This is a genomic window from Salinicola salarius (assembly GCF_003206135.1).
GTDB classification, from domain to species: Bacteria; Pseudomonadota; Gammaproteobacteria; order Pseudomonadales; family Halomonadaceae; genus Salinicola; species Salinicola salarius.
In genome coordinates this window covers 208,685-226,247 of the sequence record NZ_PZJT01000006.1, presented here as the reverse complement: position 1 = coordinate 226,247, position 17,563 = coordinate 208,685, and the positions used below count along the sequence as shown (strand labels likewise).

The window sequence follows — 17,563 nt, the reverse complement described above, 5'->3', positions numbered from 1 at the left end:
TCCTCATGGAAGTAGATATCGGTCATTCAAAGAGCGGCGCGTGCGGCGGCGGTCTGCCAGAGAGAGGCGATCTGCTCTTGATCGGCTTCGCTCATGTTGTCCTGGGCGAACGTGCTCTCCAGCCACTGCCAGTAGGTCGCATCGAAATCTTCGGCCTCGACTTCAGCCGGATCGTATTCGGCCATTTCCTGTACCAGGCCGATTTGCGGAATCATGTAGCCTAGGGCGAAAAGCTCGCTGTCATCGGCATTTTCTTCCATCACGAGTAGCGTTTGCTGCACGGCCTTGGCGCGCTGCGCAAAGGGATCAGACATAGGGTTCTTCAATCCTGAGTGGGAGCTTGCCAATGCTAACATGAGCGGCTGGTCGTCGCAGTGGGGCTGGGTGTGTCGGGGGCGGCTGGCAAACAGTGCTACGTGTCGACGACCGTGGTCGGGCAGTGGTTGAGGTGGTTAACAGGTGCGGTTTTTCCTATAAATTGGTATGATTGGAAAGTTCATATCTGACAACTAGGCGTTATCGAAATGCGGTCTGCGGCGCATTCCGGGTCGAAGCGCTTTAACTGCCGTACAGCTTGAGTGGTTCGAATTCCCATGTTCAACGCCCAGTATTTCCGTACTTACATGATGCTCGTCGAGACGGGTAGCTTTACCCAGACCGCGCGCAAACTCGACATGACCCAGCCAGGCGTCAGCCAGCATGTGCGCAAGCTCGAGGAGTATCTCGGACGCTCCCTGCTCAATCGTCACGGCCGCCGTTTCTCGTTGACCGATCCCGGCCGTCGGGCCTACGACTATGCGGTCAAGCTGTTTGCCGAGCACGAACATTTCCGCCATTCGCTGGATGACGACTCTCCGGACAGCGGCGAGTGTCGGATCGCCTCTCCGGGTAGCGTCGGCCTGATGTTCTATCCGTTCCTGTTGGGTTATCAGCAGATGCATCCCGGGTTGACGGTCAACTACAGTTTTGCGTTCAACCATGAAATTGCCCATGACGTGGTGGCGGGGCGCTACGACGTTGGCATCGTCACCGAAATCAGCAAGCAGCCCGATCTGACCTTCGAGGCCTGGCACCAGGAGCCCCTGTGTCTGGTGGTTCCGGCGGATTTCACGGGAACCACTTTCAGTGAGCTGCTGGCGTTGGGGTTCGTCAATTACAACGATGGCAATACCAATGCGAGTCTCCTGCTGCGGAGCAACTTCGGCAGCGAATTTCGCAGCATGAGCCATTTCCCGCGCCAGGGTTTCACCAACGAAGTGGGCCAGGTGCTGGATGCGGTGGCCCGTGGGCTGGGATTCACGGTGGTTTCCCGGCCCGTACTGGAAACCTCGCCATGGCAGCGCCAGGTCAAGGAGATGACATTGTCGCAGCCGGTCTACGAGACACTGCACCTGGTATCGCGGACGGATGTCGAGCTGCCCAAACGCTATCGCCAGTTGCTGGAGTCGTTTCGCCAGCAGCGTCTCAATGCTCTCTACGGCTACAGTGATCTTCCCACGCTGGAAACGACGGGAAGCGAAGAGGTCTGATAGCTGCGGCGCGCTCACTCGGTGCGTCGTCTACCGGATATTCGTTGGATCGAGAATGGCCGCTCATCGAGCGGCCGTTCTGGTTTTTGCTAATGCAGCGTCAATCTATGACGCATCGCGGTAGGCATCGATCGGCGGGCAGCTGCAGATCAGGTTGCGGTCGCCGAAGACGTTGTCGACACGATTGACGGCCGGCCAGTACTTGGCATCGCGCACGGCTTCCGTGGGGAAGACCGCCCGCTCGCGGGAGTAGGGGCGCTCCCAGCTCTCCTCGGTGATATCCGCCATGGTATGGGGCGCCATCACCAGCGGGTTCGAATCCTTCGGCCATTCGCCGGACTCGACTCGCGCGATCTCTTCACGGATGGCGATCATGGCATCGCAGAAGCGATCGAGCTCGTAGCGGGATTCGGATTCGGTCGGCTCGACCATCAGTGTCCCGGCAACCGGGAAGGACATCGTCGGGGCGTGGAAGCCGTAGTCCATCAGGCGCTTGGCGATATCCTCTTCGCTGATACCCGACGTCGCCTTGAGCGGACGCATGTCGAGAATGCACTCGTGAGCGACCGTGCCATTGGCGGCCTGGTAGAGCACCGGATAGTGCGGCGCCAGCCGCTTGGCGATGTAGTTGGCATTGAGGATGGCCAACTCGGTCGCTTCGCGCAGACCACGAGCGCCCATCATCTTGATGTACGCCCAGGAGATTGGCAGGATCGAAGCGCTGCCGAAAGCGGCAGCCGAGACGGCGCCCGAGTCCTTCTCGATCCCTTCCTGCGGGGTCACGACGTGATTGGGCAAATGGGGGGCCAGATGCCCCTTGACGCCGATCGGACCCATGCCCGGGCCGCCGCCGCCATGCGGAATGCAGAACGTCTTGTGCAGATTGAGGTGCGAGACGTCGCCGCCATAGTCCCCGGGGCGGCACAGGCCGACCTGGGCGTTCATGTTGGCTCCGTCGATGTAGACCTGGCCGCCGTTGTCGTGAATGAGCTGACAGGCCTGGCGGATATTCTCCTCGAACACGCCATGGGTCGAGGGATAGGTCAGCATGATCGCGGAGAGATTGTCGCGGTGCCGGGTAGCCTTGGCCTCGAGATCGGCCATGTCGATGTTGCCGTCCCGATCGCATTCGACGACGACGACTTTCATCTGCGCCATCGCGGCAGAAGCGGGGTTGGTGCCATGCGCCGAGCTGGGAATCAGGCAGATATCGCGATGACCTTCGCCGATGGCGGCCTGGTAGCGGCGAATGGCGACCAGCCCGGCGTACTCACCCTGGGCGCCGGAGTTCGGCTGCATCGAGATGCTGTCGTAGCCGGTGATCTCGATCAGGAAATCGCTGAGCTCGGTGATCATCTGGCGGTAGCCGGACGTCTGTTCGCTGGGCGCGAACGGATGAATGTTGGCGAATTCCGGCCAGGTGATCGGAATCATTTCGCTGGTGGCGTTCAGCTTCATGGTGCATGAACCCAGCGGGATCATCGCGTGCGTGAGCGACAGGTCGCGATTTTCCAGCCGCTTGAGATAGCGCAGCATTTCGGTCTCGCTGCGGAAACGCTGGAAATTGGGATGCTGGAGAAACTCGCTGTCGCGACGGTAGGCGGTCGGAATCCCGCTGGCGCCGCGCTCGACGGCCTCCCGGTCGAGCTCGCTCACCGACAAACCATGCTCTTCGCCGATCAGCACGTCGAACAGTGCCGCCAGGTCGGCGGCGGTGGTGGTTTCGTTGAGACTCACGCCGACCTCGCCGTCGGCGGGGTAACGAAGATTGATCTCGTGGGTCAGGGCGCGTCCCTGGATGCGATGACTGTCCACGCCGGTCAATGTCAGAGTATCGAACCAGCTGTCGTGCTTGAGGGTGATGCCATGGCGTTCGAGACCCGACGCCAGCAGCGTGGTCAGGCGGTGAATGCGGCCGGCGATGGTGCGGAGACCCTCGGCACCATGGTAGACGGCGTAGAAGCCCGCGATGTTCGCCAGCAGCGCCTGCGCGGTACAGATGTTGGACGTGGCCTTTTCGCGGCGGATGTGCTGCTCGCGTGTCTGCATCGCCATACGCAGCGCCGGGCGTCCACGGCTATCCTTGGAGACACCGATGACGCGGCCCGGCAGCGAACGCTTGAGCGCCTCGCTGGTTGCAAAGAAGGCTGCATGTGGGCCGCCGTAGCCCATGGGGACGCCGAACCGCTGGGAATTGCCCAGCACGATATCGACACCCATGGCGCCTGGCTCCTTGAGCATGACCAGGCTCATCAGATCCGCCGCCACGCAGGTCATGATCTGGCGCGAGCGCGCCTCGGCAACGATGCCTTCGATGTCACCGATATCGCCGTCGACACCCGGGTATTGCAGCAGGGCGCCGAACACGTCTTCCTCGGCGAGCCGGGGCGCAGGGGCCACGACCAGTTCGAAGCCCAGGTAGGCCGCGCGCGTGCGCAGGACGTCCAGGGTCTGCGGCAGCACGTTGTCCGCCACGAAGAAGCGCTGGCTCTTGTGCTTCTTGTTCGCACGCCGGCACAGCGCCATCGCCTCGGCAGCCGCCGTCGCTTCATCGAGCAGCGAGGCGTTGGCGATGGCCATGCCGGTCAGGTCCATTACCATCTGCTGGAAGTTGAGCAGCCCTTCGAGACGCCCCTGGGCAATTTCCGGCTGGTAGGGTGTATAGGCAGTATACCAGCCCGGGTTCTCCAGCACGTTGCGCTGGATCACCGCCGGGAGATGCGTCGGATAGTAGCCTTGGCCGATGTAACTCTTGAACACCTTGTTCTGCCGTGCCAGACCCCGCAGATAGTCCAGCGCCTCTGATTCTCCGCGCGGACCATCCAGGTCCAGATCGCCTTCGAGACGAATCCCCTTGGGTATGGTTCGATCGATCAGTGTCTTCAGCGATGGCATATCGAGCGTCTTGAGCATCTCGCTGATATCGCTGGGCGCAGGACCATTGTGGCGCTGAAGAAAGTCGGCGTGATTGGCCAGGTCGGTTAACGGTCGAGTCTCGGTGGGCATGATCTATCCGGCGAGGTTGGCAGGGAAGGGAAATCGACCGCTCGATGGCTCGCCACCGAACGGTCACGGCTTGAGGGCATGGAGGAGAATGATCAGCTGTCCTGATCTTCCTCGGCGGCGACCAGACCGGAGTAGGCCTCGGCCGACATCAGCGATTCCAGATCGCTCTGGTCCGCCAGTTGCAGCTTGAGTATCCATCCTTCGCCATAAGGGGAGTCGTTGACGGTCTCGGGACTGTCCTCCAGTGCTTCGTTGACCTCGACGACTTCACCCGCCAGCGGCGAGTAGAGGTCGGACGCGGCCTTGACCGACTCGATGACGCCGAATTCGTCGCCCGCATCCAGTTCGCGGCCCGCTTCCGGCAATTCGACGAAGACCACGTCACCCAGTGCTTCCTGAGCGTGATCGGTAATGCCGACGGTCACCGTACCATCGCCGTTGTCCAGCACCCATTCGTGGCTGTCGGTATAGAGCAGGTTGTTGGGGATTTCGCTCATGAAGGTTTCCTATACGAAACAATTTTCGAGTCAGGTAATTTTGGTGGGCATTATGCCTCAATGTGGCGTCGATTGGCATAGCCCCACATGCTTCCCGCTCAAGGAACAGGAATCGCGCTACTAGATTGAGCCCAGATCCGGGAAACGTCCAGTCTCGTAAGGAGGGTTTCCGTCCCTCGTGGCGTGGCTGCGCACTTTCGATGCAGGGGCTCCGGCCAGTCATCGGTGCCAGGAAGCGCCATCGGAAGATGGTGTCGGAAATTTGACGGCCTGGCGCTTTCCCTCGAAGCCGGGAGCACGTGTTTCTTATTGGAAACAAAAGAGGCTTTTCGCTAAGGTAGCCAACGACACGCCGAGGCCCATGCAGAGGGGTAAAGGCTTTGGGATCATTGTGGATGCGTAGTGGAATCCTCTATCGTTGCCACGTTTTGGCCATCCATGAGCGTTCGTGGCTATTGCGGCACGCTCTGGCCTGTTCGACAGCGACAACAACCCAATAAATGGAGTTCGACGTGGATCAACTCACTACGATTTTCAGCGCTATCAACGGCGTGGTCTGGGGCCCGCTGATGCTGATTCTGCTGTTCGGGGTCGGTATCTACCTGCAACTGGGGCTCAAGTTGATGCCCATCCGCAAGCTTGGGCTCGGTTTCAGTTTGCTATGGAGCGGCCGCCGCAGCGAGGCCGACAGCCACAACGACGGCGAGATATCACCGTTCAATGCGCTGATGACGGCGCTTTCGGCCACGATAGGGACAGGGAATATTGCCGGTGTGGCCACGGCCATCGCGCTCGGCGGCCCGGGGGCAGTGTTCTGGATGTGGCTGACTGCGCTGGTCGGCATGGCAACGAAATTCGCCGAAGCCGTGCTGGCAGTTCGGTATCGGCAGACGGATTCCCGGGGTGATCACGTCGGCGGGCCGATGTATTACATCCGTAACGGGCTGGGCAAGCGCTGGGCGTGGCTGGGCGGGATGTTCGCTTTCTTTGGTGCCGTGGCGGCTTTCGGTATCGGTAATACCGTGCAGGCCAATTCCGTCGCGGATGCATTGACGACGTCCTTCGGCGTGCCTGCCTGGCTGACCGGAGTCATCATCATGGTGCTCGCCGGTGCGGTCATTCTGGGGGGAATCAAGCGTATTTCCAGTGTTGCCGGCAAGCTGGTGCCATTGATGGCCGTGGCCTACTTCGCCGCCGGCATCGTCGTGCTGATCATCAATGCCGATCAGATCGGTAACGCCCTGGGCACGATTTTCGCGCACGCGTTCCAGCCCATCGCGGCCAGTGGCGGTTTCGCCGGCGCTGCGGTCGCAGCCGCCATCCGCTTCGGTGTGGCGCGGGGGATCTTTTCCAACGAGGCCGGTCTGGGTAGTGCGCCGATCGCGCATGCGGCCGCGCAGACGCGTAATCCGGTCCGTCAGGGGCTGATCGCCATGCTGGGCACGTTCATCGATACGCTGGTCGTGTGCACGATGACCGCGCTGGTCATTCTGACTTCGGTACACTGGCTGGACGGCGAAAGCGGCGCGGCATTGACCTCGCTGTCTTTCGATAGCGCGCTGCCGGGTATCGGCCAGCATATCGTCGCGATCGCGCTGTCGATATTCGCCTTCACGACGATCCTGGGCTGGTCGTTCTACGGCGAGAAGTGTTTTCAGTACCTGTTCGGCGACCGGGCGATTCTGCTCTATCGGATTCTGTTCGTGCTGGCGGTGCCAGTTGGCGCCATGGCAAAGCTGGATTTCATCTGGCTGGTGGCGGACACCTTCAATGCGATGATGGCGATCCCGAACCTGATCGCTCTGGCGCTGTTGTCCCCGGTCGTATTCAAGCTGACTCGCGATCACTTCGCCGGCAAGACCGTTCTGCCGGGAGAGGCGCTGGAAGGCCGTGATCGATAAGCATGACTTTTCTCTCTGCGCTTAACTGGAGACTTCGATGTCTACTATGAAACAGACCCCGCTGTTCGCGCTGCATCAAGAGCTCGGTGGCAAGATGGTGCCGTTCGCCGGCTACAGCATGCCCGTGCAGTATCCGCTGGGCGTCAAGAAGGAGCACGAGCACACGCGTCGGGCCTGTGGTCTGTTCGACGTCTCTCACATGGGCCAGGTGAGAGTGACCGGGCCTTCCCCCGCCGCGGCGATGGAAACCCTGGTGACCGCCGATGTCGTGGGGCTGGCCGAAGGCGGGCAGCGCTACGCCCTGTTCACCAACAGCGAAGGCGGCATCCTGGACGACCTGATGATCGTCAATCATGGCGATTCGCTGTACGTGGTTGTCAACGCGGCGTGCAAGGATCAGGACGTTGCGCTGATGCGCACCGGCCTCGGTACCGGCCATGACGTGGAAGTTCTGGATCGGGGCTTGTTGGCCGTGCAAGGCCCGCAGGCTCGCGACGTCATGCAGCGTCTCTGCCCGGCTGCCTGCGAACTGGTGTTCATGCAGCATGGCCGTTTCGAGGTGATGGGTCATGAGCTATGGATCAGTCGCAGCGGGTACACCGGTGAGGACGGGTTCGAGATTTCGGTACCGGCGGAGGCCACCGAAGCGCTGGCGCGCTGGTTCCTCGATCAGCCGGAAGTCGAGCCGATCGGCCTCGGAGCGCGGGATTCGTTGCGTCTCGAGGCCGGCCTCTGCCTCTACGGTCACGATATCGACACCACGACTACGCCCGTCGAGGCGAGCCTCTCCTGGGCCGTGGGCAAGCCGCGCCGGGTTGGCGGCGAGCGGGAGGCCGGTTTCCCCGGGGCCGATATGGTGCTGCATCAACTGCAAGCCAAGGACCACCGTCGCCGTCGCGTCGGATTGATCGGCGAGGGCCGGGCGCCAGTGCGGGAGGGTGCCAAACTGTTCGACGCGGATGACCGCGAGGTCGGACAGGTCACGTCGGGAAGCTTCGGGCCCAGCATCGGGGCGCCGGTCGCCATGGCCTACGTAGCGATCGAGGCGGCCGAGAAAGGCACGACACTCTATGCCGATGTCCGTGGCAAGCGGTTGCCGATGACCATCAGCGCGATGCCATTCGTGCCGGCCAATTACTATCGCGGATAATCGACGCAGGACTCGAAGCCGTCGAGTTCTATTTATACCGTTATCTTCCTTCGCCTCCCCAAATCAGGGAGGCGTTTTTGTTTCCAGGCAGAGGTGCTGAAGCTGGAAAGGGTGGAGACGCTAAAGAATCCGTCGGAAAGTGAGATTGATACGAACGCCGTCGATCGCTCGCGGGGCTAATGCGTGTTGCCACCTGGCCTGGGCGCCGGGCCCCATCAGTAACAGGCTGCCGTGGGGCAACCAGACGTTGAAGGCGCGGCGAGGTGTGGCCGTCTTCTCCCGAAAACGAAGAGGACGCTCGCTACCCAGCGACACCGAGGCCACGATCGGATCCTCGCCGAGTTCCGGCTCATCGTCGCTATGCCAGCCCATGCGCTGCTCGCCGTTGGCGTAGCGATTCAGCAGCACGCTATTGAAACCGGCCGACGGCATCTCGTGGGCCTGCAATAGCTGCTGAACCCGATCCTTAAGCTTTTCGATCTGCGAATGCCACGGCTGTGGCTGGAACGCACGCCCGGAGTAGCGATAGTGCGCATCATGGTCGCCCATCCAGCATTGGGAGCGCGGAATGACGTGCCGGCGTCCGTAAAGTTGAAGGGTTGGGGAGGTCCATTCGATTTGATGATCGAGCGCGAGACAGAGCCGGGAAGCCTCTTCTTCGTCGAGAAAATTCGGTAGCAGAGCCAGCATCGGCGACTCTTCGATGCGTTGCCAATCGTTGCTGTCCGGCTCGGACATGGCAGCGTTACCCGCCCCAGAAGAACAGGGCGGCCAGGCCGCTGCCCCAGGCCAGAGCGAATCCCAGCAGCGCCCCCACGATGACGTCGCTGACATAGTGCAGACCCAGCACCACGCGCGAGATCGCGATCAGGACGGCAAGCGGAATCACGATCGGCAGTAGCTGCGGAGTACTCGCGGCGGTCAGACAGCTGAACATCACCGCGTGCAGGGTGTGGCCGCTGGGGAAGCTGTAACGGTCGACCGGCGGCATCGTGCAGCGGATCGTATCGAAGGTGATGTAGGGGCGTTCCCGGCACAGCTGGGTCTTGAGCAGGCGATACACGAGAGCGGCAACGCTGGCCGTCAGCCCCCAGTGCGCCGCGATCAGCCATCCCTCCCGGCCCAGCAGGAGGGGTTGCAGCAGGGCGACTGCGACCCAGGCCGGCCAGTCGCCGAGACGGCTGACCAGACGGAATAGCCAGAGGGTCGGCGCGAGGCGAGAGAATTCCGCCAGCCAGTGGCTGAGCCGGCTCTCGGCGCGATCCAGCTGTTCAAACCTGAGACGTTGAGTGCGTGGCGGCATGCTGTGTTCCCTGGACCTGAATGAGATGGGCAAGAAAACGGTCGCCGATATGGGCCCAGCTCAGCCCCGAAGCGCGCTGGCGTGCCTGGCGACCCAGGCGGGCGTAGAGAGCGGGCTGCTGGCAAAGCTCGCTCGCTGCCTGGATGAAGCCATCGCGATCGTCCGGCGAGACCAGCCGCCCATCGACGTCATCGGTGATCAACTCCTTCGCTGCGGCATGATCGAATGCCACGACGGCGAGTCCGCTCGCCATCGCCTCTGGCACTACATTGCCGAAGGTTTCCGAGAGCGAAGGAAAGATGAACATGTCCGCGCTGGCGTAATGGCGCGCCAAGGCTTCTCCTTTCTGGAAGCCCGTGAACACGGCGTCGGGCAGTCGCTGGGCAATGCTCCTGCGAGCAGGGCCGTCGCCCACCAGCACTTGTACCAGCGACGGGTTGGCCCGCTGCATGGCCGCCATGGTGGTGGCCAGCAGTTCGATATTCTTCTCGCTGGCGAGCCGGCCGACATAAAGCGCCACCGGATCGTGCGGGCTGGCGCCCCATTGGCGTCTCAGTTCCGCATCCCGCCGTGAGGGTTGATAGCGCTCGGCGTCCACCCCCCGCGCCAGCACCGAGACGCGCCGGTAGCCATTATCCTCCAGGGCCTGACGCTGTGCCGACGTGGGCACCAGCGTCGCGTCGCAGCGATTGTGGAAGTATCGCAGACCGCGGCGGGCAATCGGAATGCTCCAGCCGAGGTGGTAATTACTGGCGTACTGATCGAAATTGGTGTGGAACCCGCTGACGACCGGTATCTGCAAGTGCCTTGCCGCATTCAAGGCTGACCAGCCGAGAGGACCTTCGGTGGCGATGTAGATGGCGTCGGGACGTTCCTGGCGCCAGAGCCGCACCAGCCGACGTCGGCACGGCCAGCCGACATGGACGTCGGCATAGATCGGTAGCGAAACGCCGCGGACGTGAACATCTCTTTCCGCCAGGGCATCACGCTCGCCACCCGCCGGATCGGGTCGGATCAGTTGCAGCGTGACGCCTTTGGAGACCAGGTGGCTGGCAAGTTGGCTCAGGGTGTGAGCGACGCCGTTGACCTCCGGCGCCCAGGTTTCACTGACCAGGGCTATGCGCATTTTGATGACTCCTTCCACGCCAGCGAAGCTGTCTGGATTCCCGACTCGCCGCCAACCGTAATCGATCTGGTTGTCGATCCTGCGGGGTACCGATGACGCCAATGTGTCAAGGTGATGACGAATGCATGACACGCCGATTAGCGTAGCACGCGCGCGGGATCCACGGGCTTTCCGCCATGACGAAGGTCGAACAGCAGGTGATAGCGGCTGCTGCCGCTTTCCTGACCGATGTCGCATAGCGGTGCCCCGCTGGAGACGGAGTCTCCTTCGGAGACCCTCAGCTTGTCGCAGAAGGCGTAGACGCTCTGCATGTTGTCGGCATGGTGGAGAATGACCACCTGACCCAGTTGGCGCATGCCGCTGGCAAACCGGACCTTGCCCGGCGCGGTGGCCTTGGCGACCGCCGGGGAGGGCGTCGACAGCATCATCGGCTGAAGGGTGCCGTGGGCATCCCGACCGAAACGACGCTCGACGGCGTAGTTCGCCAATGGCCATTGCCATTGGCGCGCCGAAGCGGGGAGCGGGCCGGGATCCGGAAGCGAGCGCGAAGCTGCCGGTGCTGACGCGGCACGACTGCCGCCGCTGCTCGAACCGCCGCCGATTGGCACCTGAATCAATTGCCCCACGGCCAGCCTGGAAGGGTCGATTCCCGTGTTGGCGGCCTGGACGCGCTGCGGATCGGCACCGAAATAACGGGCAATCGAATAGAGGGAATCACCGCGCCTCACCTGATAACGGTAAGGGCCACCGCCCGGCGCGCGTTCCTGCCGTGAGGGCAGCATCAGGCGTTGACCGATGGCCAGCCGGCGGGAATCTACGCCAGGATTGAATCGCTGCAGGCGAAGCAGTGGAATGCCGGCCTGATCGGCGATCTTGCCCAGCGTATCTCCGCGTTGCACCGTCACCCAGCCGCCTCCGTTGGAGATGCTGGCTCCGCCACCGCTCGCGCAACCCCCGAGCAGTAGAATCAGTCCCAGCAGTAGGAGGAGAGCGCCGCGTCTTTTTCCTGCCACCTTGCGTTCAACCATGTGTAGAAACGTTCCTTGTAATGGGCATCGTCGTAGCTCCCCTCCAGCATCCAGCCCGGCCTGTCGAGGCGTTGCGCGACCATCGCGATATCCTGCTCGCGGCCGCAGAGGAAATCCCAGAAATTGGGTGTGCCACGACGGTAGTGCAACGTCACGTCGATGATGCCGTCCAGGCGCGACCCCAACAGCCCGACGACCTGGGCGACACCGCCGGCCTTGGGTCGCAACAGATGCCGATAGGGACTTTGCTGCTGGCGTTGCTTCTCCGGTGTGAATCGAGTCCCCTCGACGAAGTTGTAGATCGTCATGGGCATTTCCCGGGCATGTTCGCACATTCGCTGTGTCGCCCGGCGATCCTGCTCGGCCAGCCCGGGGCGGCGAGCGAGTTTTTCACGGCTGTAGCGACGCATGAACGGGAACTCGAGAGCCCACCAGGCCAGGCCGACGATGGGAACCAGGATCAGTTCCCGTTTGAGGAAGAACTTCGGCATGGCCAGGCGACCGGTCAATACGTAGAGCATGACGATGATATCGGTCCAGCTCTGATGGTTGGCCATGACCAGCCACCATTGATTCGGCGAGAGCGACTCGGGAACATCGGCTCGAATCCGTGGGTGAATCCAGTAGCGGATCCAGGCATTGTTGGTTTTCACCCAGGCGAGTGCGACCCAGTGCAATCCGCCGAGCACCTTCAGGCGCCAGCGCCGAAGCGGTGTGACCAGTTTTACCGCCGTCAGCACGATCAGAGGCACGCCCCAGAAAAGCGTGTTGAGAACCAGCAACAGGACGCTGATGCACCCTTTCAGGGTCGACATGCCATTCTCCATCAATGACTTGGCTCAATGTTACTGGAATGTCGTCAGGCTGCACAGCGCGTCGGGTTTCCGTTCGCGGGGGCGACAGTGTACGGGATGGCGAGGGCGTGGCCGGGGGTGAACAGTGAGATTTGCCATTGTCGAAAAACTGACCAATTTAAGGTCAGCATGGGTAGGAACGACGACCGTTGCTGTCCGTCACCGGAAATGCACAGCGTTATCCACAGAAGATGTGAATAATTCATGTCGGTGTCGGCTGGTTACGGATATCGCAGGATCTCGGCAAGATCGCTTCTAAATTGATAGACTGCCGCCGTTTTTGCCTCCGTTCGCGATGAGGTGCCGTTCATCGAGCCGGACCGGTGCCAACTCGTCGGATGGGTTTCTCAACCGCTGCTGTCTGGAGAATGCCGTTGCGTTCATTACCCGCGACTCTACCGATTCTGTTTCTTTGCGAAATCAGCTTCCTTCTCGGGCACGGGTTGATCATGACGCTGTTGGGCGTACGGATGTCGCTGGAGGCGTTCCCGTCGCAGATGGCAGGTCTGCTCATGTCCTGCTTTTCGCTCGGTTTCGTCGCCGGTAGCTACTGGCTGGAAAAGCGCATCCGTAGCGTAGGGCACATTCGCGTATTCGCCGCCTGTGCGGCATTGCTGGCGGCCACGGCCATCCTGCACGGGCTCTGGGTCGATCCGTGGGCGTGGCTGGTCTGGCGACTGTTCGGCGGCGCGGCGACGGCGGGGCTGCTGATGGTGATGGAGTCGTGGGTATCCGGCGAGTCGACCAACGAAAACCGGGGGCGGGTGCTGGGGTGGTATCTGGTGATCTCGACCCTGTCGCTGGCGGGCGGGCAGTGGATGCTCAACATGGCCGACCCCGGCACGTTCGTGCTGTTTTCGGTAGCCGGCATCCTGTTCGCGCTGTCGCTGGTGCCGCTGTCGATTCACCGTATCCAAGGTCCGCTACGCAGCAGCCACGACGTGTCGGCAAAGATCTCGATGCGAACGTTGCTGGCGCGCGCACCGGTGGGCCTGGTCGGCGCGTTCGTGGCAGGGTTGATGGTGCAGGCCTTCTTCGCCATGACGCCGTACTACGGCCAGGAGATCGGACTGACCACTGCGCAGACGGCGAAGTTCATGTCGATCACGACCCTGGTGGCCCTCATCGCCCAATGGACGCTCGGGCGGATTTCGGACCGTTTCGATAGGCGCAAGGTCATCCTGTGCATGGCGCTGGTGATGACCATCTCGGGCATTCTGATCGTGTTTGCCGCACGATCCAGCTACTGGCTGCTGGTTTTCGTGGCCAGTTTCCACACCGCGATGCTGCATACGCTCTACTCGCTGAGCCTGGCGCATACCCACGACTGGCTGGAGCCCGAGGAGACGATCCAGGCCAATGCCAAGATCCTGATGTGCTACGGGGTAGGCTCGATCGTCGGCCCGTTCAGTGCGTCTCTGTTGATGCAAGGGATGGGGCCGGACGGTCTCTGGCTGTTCCTGGGCGCAGCGGCGCTGGGCCTGGCTCTGTTCATCGTCTATCGGTTGTGGCGCCGCGAACCGGTCATGGCGCCAGAGGAGCAGGAGCCTTACACCCCGTTGGTACCGATGGTGGAATCGACGCACTACATCAACGAACTGGACCCACGACATGGGCCTTATCAGTATGAGCTGGATCTGGAGGGCGAGCCGGACCTGACCCTCGATGAGCCATCGACTCAGCCGGCGTGAGTATCGGCCCGACAAGCAGCCATGACGGGAAAGCTCTGGACATGACGGAAAAGCATCCCAGGAACGACAAAAAGCCGGCTCGCGCCGGCTTTTTTGGATCTTCGCTTCCGCCTGTCTCGATCAGACGCTTTCCGGCATCAGTGCCTTGTCCTGCACGTATTGGTCGAATTCGGTGAAGCCACCGATATGCGTCTGGTCGACAAAGATCTGTGGCACGGTTTCCACCGGCTTGCCGATCGTCTTTTCCATGTCGGCCTTGGTGATGCCTTCAGCGTGGATGTCGATATAACGGTAATCGAAGTCTTCGCGAGCTTCCTTCAGCTTTTCGGCCAGATCTTTGGCGCGAACGCAAAACGGGCAACCGGGACGGCCGAAAATGACGGTCAGCATCGGTGATTCTCCTGTATCGGATTATGTATAGGCCTGAAAACGAGATGGGGCTTATTCTTTCGTATTAAACCCCGTCGGCCCAATAGAGTCTTTCTACGTGCATCATTGCGCGCCGCTATAAGCTTCATGGTGTCTGCCACCTTGAAGATCGTCAGTGGCGCGGTAACTCGAGACCGTGGCGGGACAGCGGGATCATGGCGCCACGGGACGCCCTGCATCGGCAGCACGCAGCAGGTCTCCCAGCGCACTGTGGATACCGGGAGCGCTGACCAGCAGATTCTCGCCGTAGAGTTCGACGGGGAGTCCTTCCGGACATTCGTAGAGGTGGCTCGTGCTGGCACCGGCCTCCCGCGCGATGAGCAGCCCGGCGGCAAAATCCCATGGCGAGACGCTCTCGTAGTAGGCGTCCAGTTGGCCGCAGCCGACATGGCAGAGGTCGAGGGCGGCGGAGCCGTTACGCCGCACGTCGCGGCAGGCATGGACGACGTGATTGAGGCGCCTGATCAGCGGGGCGCGTTTGTCGCGGGCGTACGGAAAGCCCGTCGCGACCAGGCTTCGCTCCAGTGTCGTCGGCCGACTGCACTGCATCGATTCCTCGTTGAGCCGCGCCCCCTGGCCGCGCATGGCAGTGAAGGTTTCGCCGAGGAACGGTGCGTGAACCACGCCGAGCTGGACTTCCCCATCCACTGCCCAGGCGATCGATACGGCAACGTGAGCGTGCCCATAGGCAAAGTTGACGGTACCGTCGATGGGATCGACGACCCAGAGCGGGCCGCGCTGCTCGAGCTGACTGCGATCCGGCGCTAGCTCTTCGGTCAGCCTGGCTTCGCCGGGGAAGAGGGCTTCGAGTTCCTCGGCGATCATCTGGTCGACGGCCACATCCACCTCGGTCACCAGTTCGTCCCCACCCTTGTAATCGTGGGAAAAGTTCTGCTTCTGGCGTGCCTGGACGATCATGTCGCCGGCCCGGCGGGCGATACGGATCATCTGTTCGAGGCGTTGGGGGTGATTCACATTGGGCTCCTGTCGGATGGGAAAGTGAGTCGTCAGTGTCTTACCGGACGTTTCTGCAGTTTACGTTGCAACGTGCGGCGGTGCATGCCCAGCGCCCTGGCCGTGGCAGAGATATTGCCGTCGTGCTCATGCAGGACCTTCTGGATGTGCTCCCAGGTCACGCGGTTGACCGACGGCGGGTTGTCGGCGATTTCCACATCGACATCGCCGCTTTCGCGCTCCAGCGACAGCAGGATCTCGTCCGCGTCGGCGGGCTTGCAGAGGTAGTTGACCGCGCCCAGTTTTATCGCTTCCACGGCAGTGGTGATGCTCGAGTAGCCGGTCAGCACGACGATGCGACACGCCGGAGCCACCTCCAGTAGCGCGGGCAGCAGTTTCAGGCCGGAGTCGGATTCCAGCTTGAGGTCCAGCGTCGCCAGTGCGGGCGGTGCTTCCCGCGCTGCCGCGAGGGCCTGGTCATGCGTATGGGCGACGACCACGTCGTAGCCGCGGCGGCGCATGGCGCGCTCCATGACGAAACAGAGCTGTTCGTCGTCGTCGACGATCAGCAGGCGTTCCTGCGGATTCTTCCGTTCCTGGTCACTCATTGCTGACTCCTCATCGGTGTATGGCGGACCGAGGTGACATCACAGGCTCTCGCCAGCCTTGACGCGGGGAAGCTTGACCTCGGTCAACGTACCGCCTTCTTCATGGTTGTAGAGACTGACGCCGCCACCGAACCGGTTGACGGTAGCGTGAGTCAGAAACAGGCCGATACCCATGCCCTTGCTCTTGGTCGAGATGAAGGTGTCGCCCAGCTGATCCGCGATCGACATCGGTACGCCCGGGCCATGATCGCGGATATCGATGACTACCTCTTCGGCATTCCAGTCTAGGCTGGTCACGATCGCATCGGGGCTGGCATCGGCCGCGTTGTTGAGCAGGTTGATCAATGCCTGCTCCAGCGTCGCGTCCACCGCAATGCTGGGCTGACCTCGCTTGCCGAGCACCTCCAGCCGGTGATGAACGTCCGGCCGCAATACCAGCCAGCGCTGGATCAGATTCTCGAGCCATGGAGTGGCGCGGCATATCTCGGGCTTTTCCAGGCGGCGTCGGTCGGCATTGGCGACGAGGGTCTGCAGGCGCTGCTTGCAGGTATCGACCTGCTTGCGAAGCATGTCGATATCCTCGATCAATGCCGGCTGTTCACTGGCTTCGTGGCGCATTTCATTGAGCAGCACCGCCATTGTCGAGAGCGGCGAACCGAGCTCGTGAGCGGTGCCGGCGGCCTGGGTGGCCACCGCCAGGATCTGCTCGTTGCGCAACGCCGCTTCACGGGTGCGGGACAGGGTCATGTCACGGCGACGCAGCGTATGCGCCATCTTGAAGATGAAGAATGTCAGCAGGCTGCCGGAGAGAATGAAGTTCAGCCACATCCCCAGGGTATGCAGTTGCACACCAAAGACGATGGTGCTGTTGGTCAGCTGTGGAACCGGCTGGTAGAACAGCATCATCGTGGTGTAGCTGGCGGTGGCTGCCATGGCGATGATCCAGGCGTGGAGCCAGGGAAGCGTGGCGGCGGCGATGCCCAGTGGAACCAGCAGATAGGTGATGAAGGGGTTGGTCGAACCGCCGGTGTAGTAGAACAGCAGGCTCAGCCCGGCAATGTCGACCAGCCAGTGCAGCAGATATTCGGTATCGGTAACCGCCCGGGGTCTGCCAAGACGCCACCAGGTCGCGACGTTGAACAACCCCATGGCGACGATGATGCTGATGACCGGCAGCACATGCAGCTGGAATCCCAGCACTTCGATGCCGAAGATGATTGCGGCGAGAAAGCCGGTCCAGGTGATGCCGCGGACAATCGTCAAGCGAACCAGGTTGCGGTTCGGCGTCGAAAGCGGAAGCGGCTGCAGCATGGTCTCTCCGGAGTCGAGTCGGCGATCGATTGACGGGCGGCTGACTCGATATCGCTGCCCGCGTCTTCCTTATGGTAACGCATGCCGGGAAGCGGCGTGAGTGCGTTCAGGCCGTCGAGAGGGGGGAAGAGGGGCGCCCGTTTGTCGCAGGCAGGTCTGGCCGGCGAGGGATTGAC

The 17,563-nt window shown here is 61.9% G+C and carries 16 protein-coding genes; 4 read left to right on the top strand and 12 right to left on the bottom strand.

Annotation, left to right across the window (positions count from 1 at the left end):
• Positions 1–26: 26 nt before the first annotated feature.
• The gene (locus DOM32_RS07535) at positions 27–356 is read right to left on the bottom strand and encodes a YfcL family protein (RefSeq protein WP_083387148.1); all 330 of its coding nucleotides are present in this window, start codon (positions 354–356) and stop codon (positions 27–29) included.
• A 237-nt stretch (positions 357–593) separates the two neighbouring features.
• Between DOM32_RS07535 and DOM32_RS07530 the strand changes: the two genes are divergently transcribed.
• Complete coding sequence (locus DOM32_RS07530) at positions 594–1,529, top strand: LysR family transcriptional regulator (protein WP_071230080.1); 936 nt, start codon at positions 594–596, stop codon at positions 1,527–1,529.
• Positions 1,530–1,634: 105 nt separating this feature from the next.
• Here the strand turns inward: DOM32_RS07530 and gcvP are convergent, their stop codons facing one another.
• Positions 1,635–4,535: an aminomethyl-transferring glycine dehydrogenase gene (gene gcvP / locus DOM32_RS07525; RefSeq protein ID WP_071230079.1), complete on the bottom strand. Its 2,901-nt coding sequence runs from the start codon at positions 4,533–4,535 to the stop codon at positions 1,635–1,637.
• Positions 4,536–4,627: 92 nt separating this feature from the next.
• Entirely contained in the window at positions 4,628–5,032 is a 405-nt protein-coding gene (gcvH, locus tag DOM32_RS07520; protein ID WP_071230078.1) for a glycine cleavage system protein GcvH, read from the bottom strand.
• Between the two features lie 512 nt (positions 5,033–5,544).
• On the opposite strand from gcvH, the gene DOM32_RS07515 reads away from it, so the two are divergent.
• On the top strand, positions 5,545–6,933 hold the full coding sequence (locus DOM32_RS07515; RefSeq protein ID WP_071230120.1) for an alanine/glycine:cation symporter family protein: 1,389 nt from the start codon (positions 5,545–5,547) through the stop codon (positions 6,931–6,933).
• A 37-nt stretch (positions 6,934–6,970) separates the two neighbouring features.
• Entirely contained in the window at positions 6,971–8,083 is a 1,113-nt protein-coding gene (gcvT, locus tag DOM32_RS07510; RefSeq protein WP_071230077.1) for a glycine cleavage system aminomethyltransferase GcvT, read from the top strand.
• Between the two features lie 120 nt (positions 8,084–8,203).
• On the opposite strand, the gene DOM32_RS07505 is transcribed toward gcvT, so the two are convergent.
• The 5 genes from DOM32_RS07505 to DOM32_RS07485 form a co-directional block, all read right to left on the bottom strand.
• Complete coding sequence (locus DOM32_RS07505) at positions 8,204–8,821, bottom strand: alpha-ketoglutarate-dependent dioxygenase AlkB family protein (protein ID WP_071230076.1); 618 nt, start codon at positions 8,819–8,821, stop codon at positions 8,204–8,206.
• Between the two features lie 7 nt (positions 8,822–8,828).
• Entirely contained in the window at positions 8,829–9,386 is a 558-nt protein-coding gene (locus tag DOM32_RS07500; protein WP_071230075.1) for a phosphatase PAP2 family protein, read from the bottom strand.
• Positions 9,355–10,512 carry a glycosyltransferase family 4 protein gene (locus tag DOM32_RS07495; protein ID WP_071230074.1) on the bottom strand — a complete coding sequence of 386 codons (1,158 nt, stop codon included), beginning with the start codon at positions 10,510–10,512 and terminating at the stop codon, positions 9,355–9,357. The genes DOM32_RS07500 and DOM32_RS07495 overlap by 32 nt, the downstream gene beginning before the upstream one ends.
• A 137-nt stretch (positions 10,513–10,649) precedes the next feature.
• Complete coding sequence (locus DOM32_RS07490) at positions 10,650–11,540, bottom strand: murein hydrolase activator EnvC family protein (RefSeq protein WP_110633365.1); 891 nt, start codon at positions 11,538–11,540, stop codon at positions 10,650–10,652.
• Entirely contained in the window at positions 11,480–12,355 is an 876-nt protein-coding gene (locus DOM32_RS07485; RefSeq protein WP_110632824.1) for an acyltransferase, read from the bottom strand. Before DOM32_RS07485 ends, DOM32_RS07490 begins: the two co-directional genes overlap by 61 nt.
• Positions 12,356–12,732: 377 nt before the next feature.
• Here DOM32_RS07485 and DOM32_RS07480 point away from each other — a divergent pair, with 377 nt between their 5' ends.
• A complete protein-coding gene (locus DOM32_RS07480) occupies positions 12,733–14,085 on the top strand; it encodes an MFS transporter (protein ID WP_338095113.1) in 1,353 nt (450 codons plus the stop codon).
• Positions 14,086–14,205: 120 nt separating this feature from the next.
• Here the strand turns inward: DOM32_RS07480 and DOM32_RS07475 are convergent, their stop codons facing one another.
• The 4 genes from DOM32_RS07475 to DOM32_RS07460 all read right to left on the bottom strand — a co-directional run bounded on the left by DOM32_RS07475 (position 14,206) and on the right by DOM32_RS07460 (position 17,387).
• Positions 14,206–14,475: a GrxA family glutaredoxin gene (locus DOM32_RS07475; RefSeq protein ID WP_071230072.1), complete on the bottom strand. Its 270-nt coding sequence runs from the start codon at positions 14,473–14,475 to the stop codon at positions 14,206–14,208.
• 192 nt (positions 14,476–14,667) lie between these two features.
• Entirely contained in the window at positions 14,668–15,489 is an 822-nt protein-coding gene (locus DOM32_RS07470; protein WP_244179845.1) for an inositol monophosphatase family protein, read from the bottom strand.
• Positions 15,490–15,521: 32 nt separating this feature from the next.
• Complete coding sequence (locus DOM32_RS07465; RefSeq protein ID WP_110632818.1) at positions 15,522–16,076, bottom strand: response regulator transcription factor; 555 nt, start codon at positions 16,074–16,076, stop codon at positions 15,522–15,524.
• A gap of 39 nt (positions 16,077–16,115) precedes the next feature.
• On the bottom strand, positions 16,116–17,387 hold the full coding sequence (locus DOM32_RS07460) for an ATP-binding protein (protein WP_071230069.1): 1,272 nt from the start codon (positions 17,385–17,387) through the stop codon (positions 16,116–16,118).
• Positions 17,388–17,563: the final 176 nt, after the last annotated feature.

Excerpts from the sequence above, each read along its gene's own strand:
- gcvP (WP_071230079.1), bottom strand. The coding sequence starts at position 4,535 with ATGCCCACCGAGACTCGACCGTTAACCGACCTGGCCAATCACGCCGAC.
- DOM32_RS07535 (WP_083387148.1), bottom strand. The coding sequence starts at position 356 with ATGTTAGCATTGGCAAGCTCCCACTCAGGATTGAAGAACCCTATGTCT.
- DOM32_RS07505 (WP_071230076.1), bottom strand. The coding sequence starts at position 8,821 with ATGTCCGAGCCGGACAGCAACGATTGGCAACGCATCGAAGAGTCGCCG.
- DOM32_RS07500 (WP_071230075.1), bottom strand. The coding sequence starts at position 9,386 with ATGCCGCCACGCACTCAACGTCTCAGGTTTGAACAGCTGGATCGCGCC.
- DOM32_RS07485 (WP_110632824.1), bottom strand. The coding sequence starts at position 12,355 with ATGTCGACCCTGAAAGGGTGCATCAGCGTCCTGTTGCTGGTTCTCAAC.
- DOM32_RS07530 (WP_071230080.1), top strand. The coding sequence starts at position 594 with ATGTTCAACGCCCAGTATTTCCGTACTTACATGATGCTCGTCGAGACG.
- gcvT (WP_071230077.1), top strand. The coding sequence starts at position 6,971 with ATGTCTACTATGAAACAGACCCCGCTGTTCGCGCTGCATCAAGAGCTC.
- DOM32_RS07460 (WP_071230069.1), bottom strand. The coding sequence starts at position 17,387 with ATGCTGCAGCCGCTTCCGCTTTCGACGCCGAACCGCAACCTGGTTCGC.
- DOM32_RS07475 (WP_071230072.1), bottom strand. The coding sequence starts at position 14,475 with ATGCTGACCGTCATTTTCGGCCGTCCCGGTTGCCCGTTTTGCGTTCGC.
- DOM32_RS07495 (WP_071230074.1), bottom strand. The coding sequence starts at position 10,512 with ATGCGCATAGCCCTGGTCAGTGAAACCTGGGCGCCGGAGGTCAACGGC.
- DOM32_RS07465 (WP_110632818.1), bottom strand. The coding sequence starts at position 16,076 with ATGAGTGACCAGGAACGGAAGAATCCGCAGGAACGCCTGCTGATCGTC.
- DOM32_RS07490 (WP_110633365.1), bottom strand. The coding sequence starts at position 11,540 with ATGGTTGAACGCAAGGTGGCAGGAAAAAGACGCGGCGCTCTCCTCCTA.
- gcvH (WP_071230078.1), bottom strand. The coding sequence starts at position 5,032 with ATGAGCGAAATCCCCAACAACCTGCTCTATACCGACAGCCACGAATGG.
- DOM32_RS07480 (WP_338095113.1), top strand. The coding sequence starts at position 12,733 with ATGGGTTTCTCAACCGCTGCTGTCTGGAGAATGCCGTTGCGTTCATTA.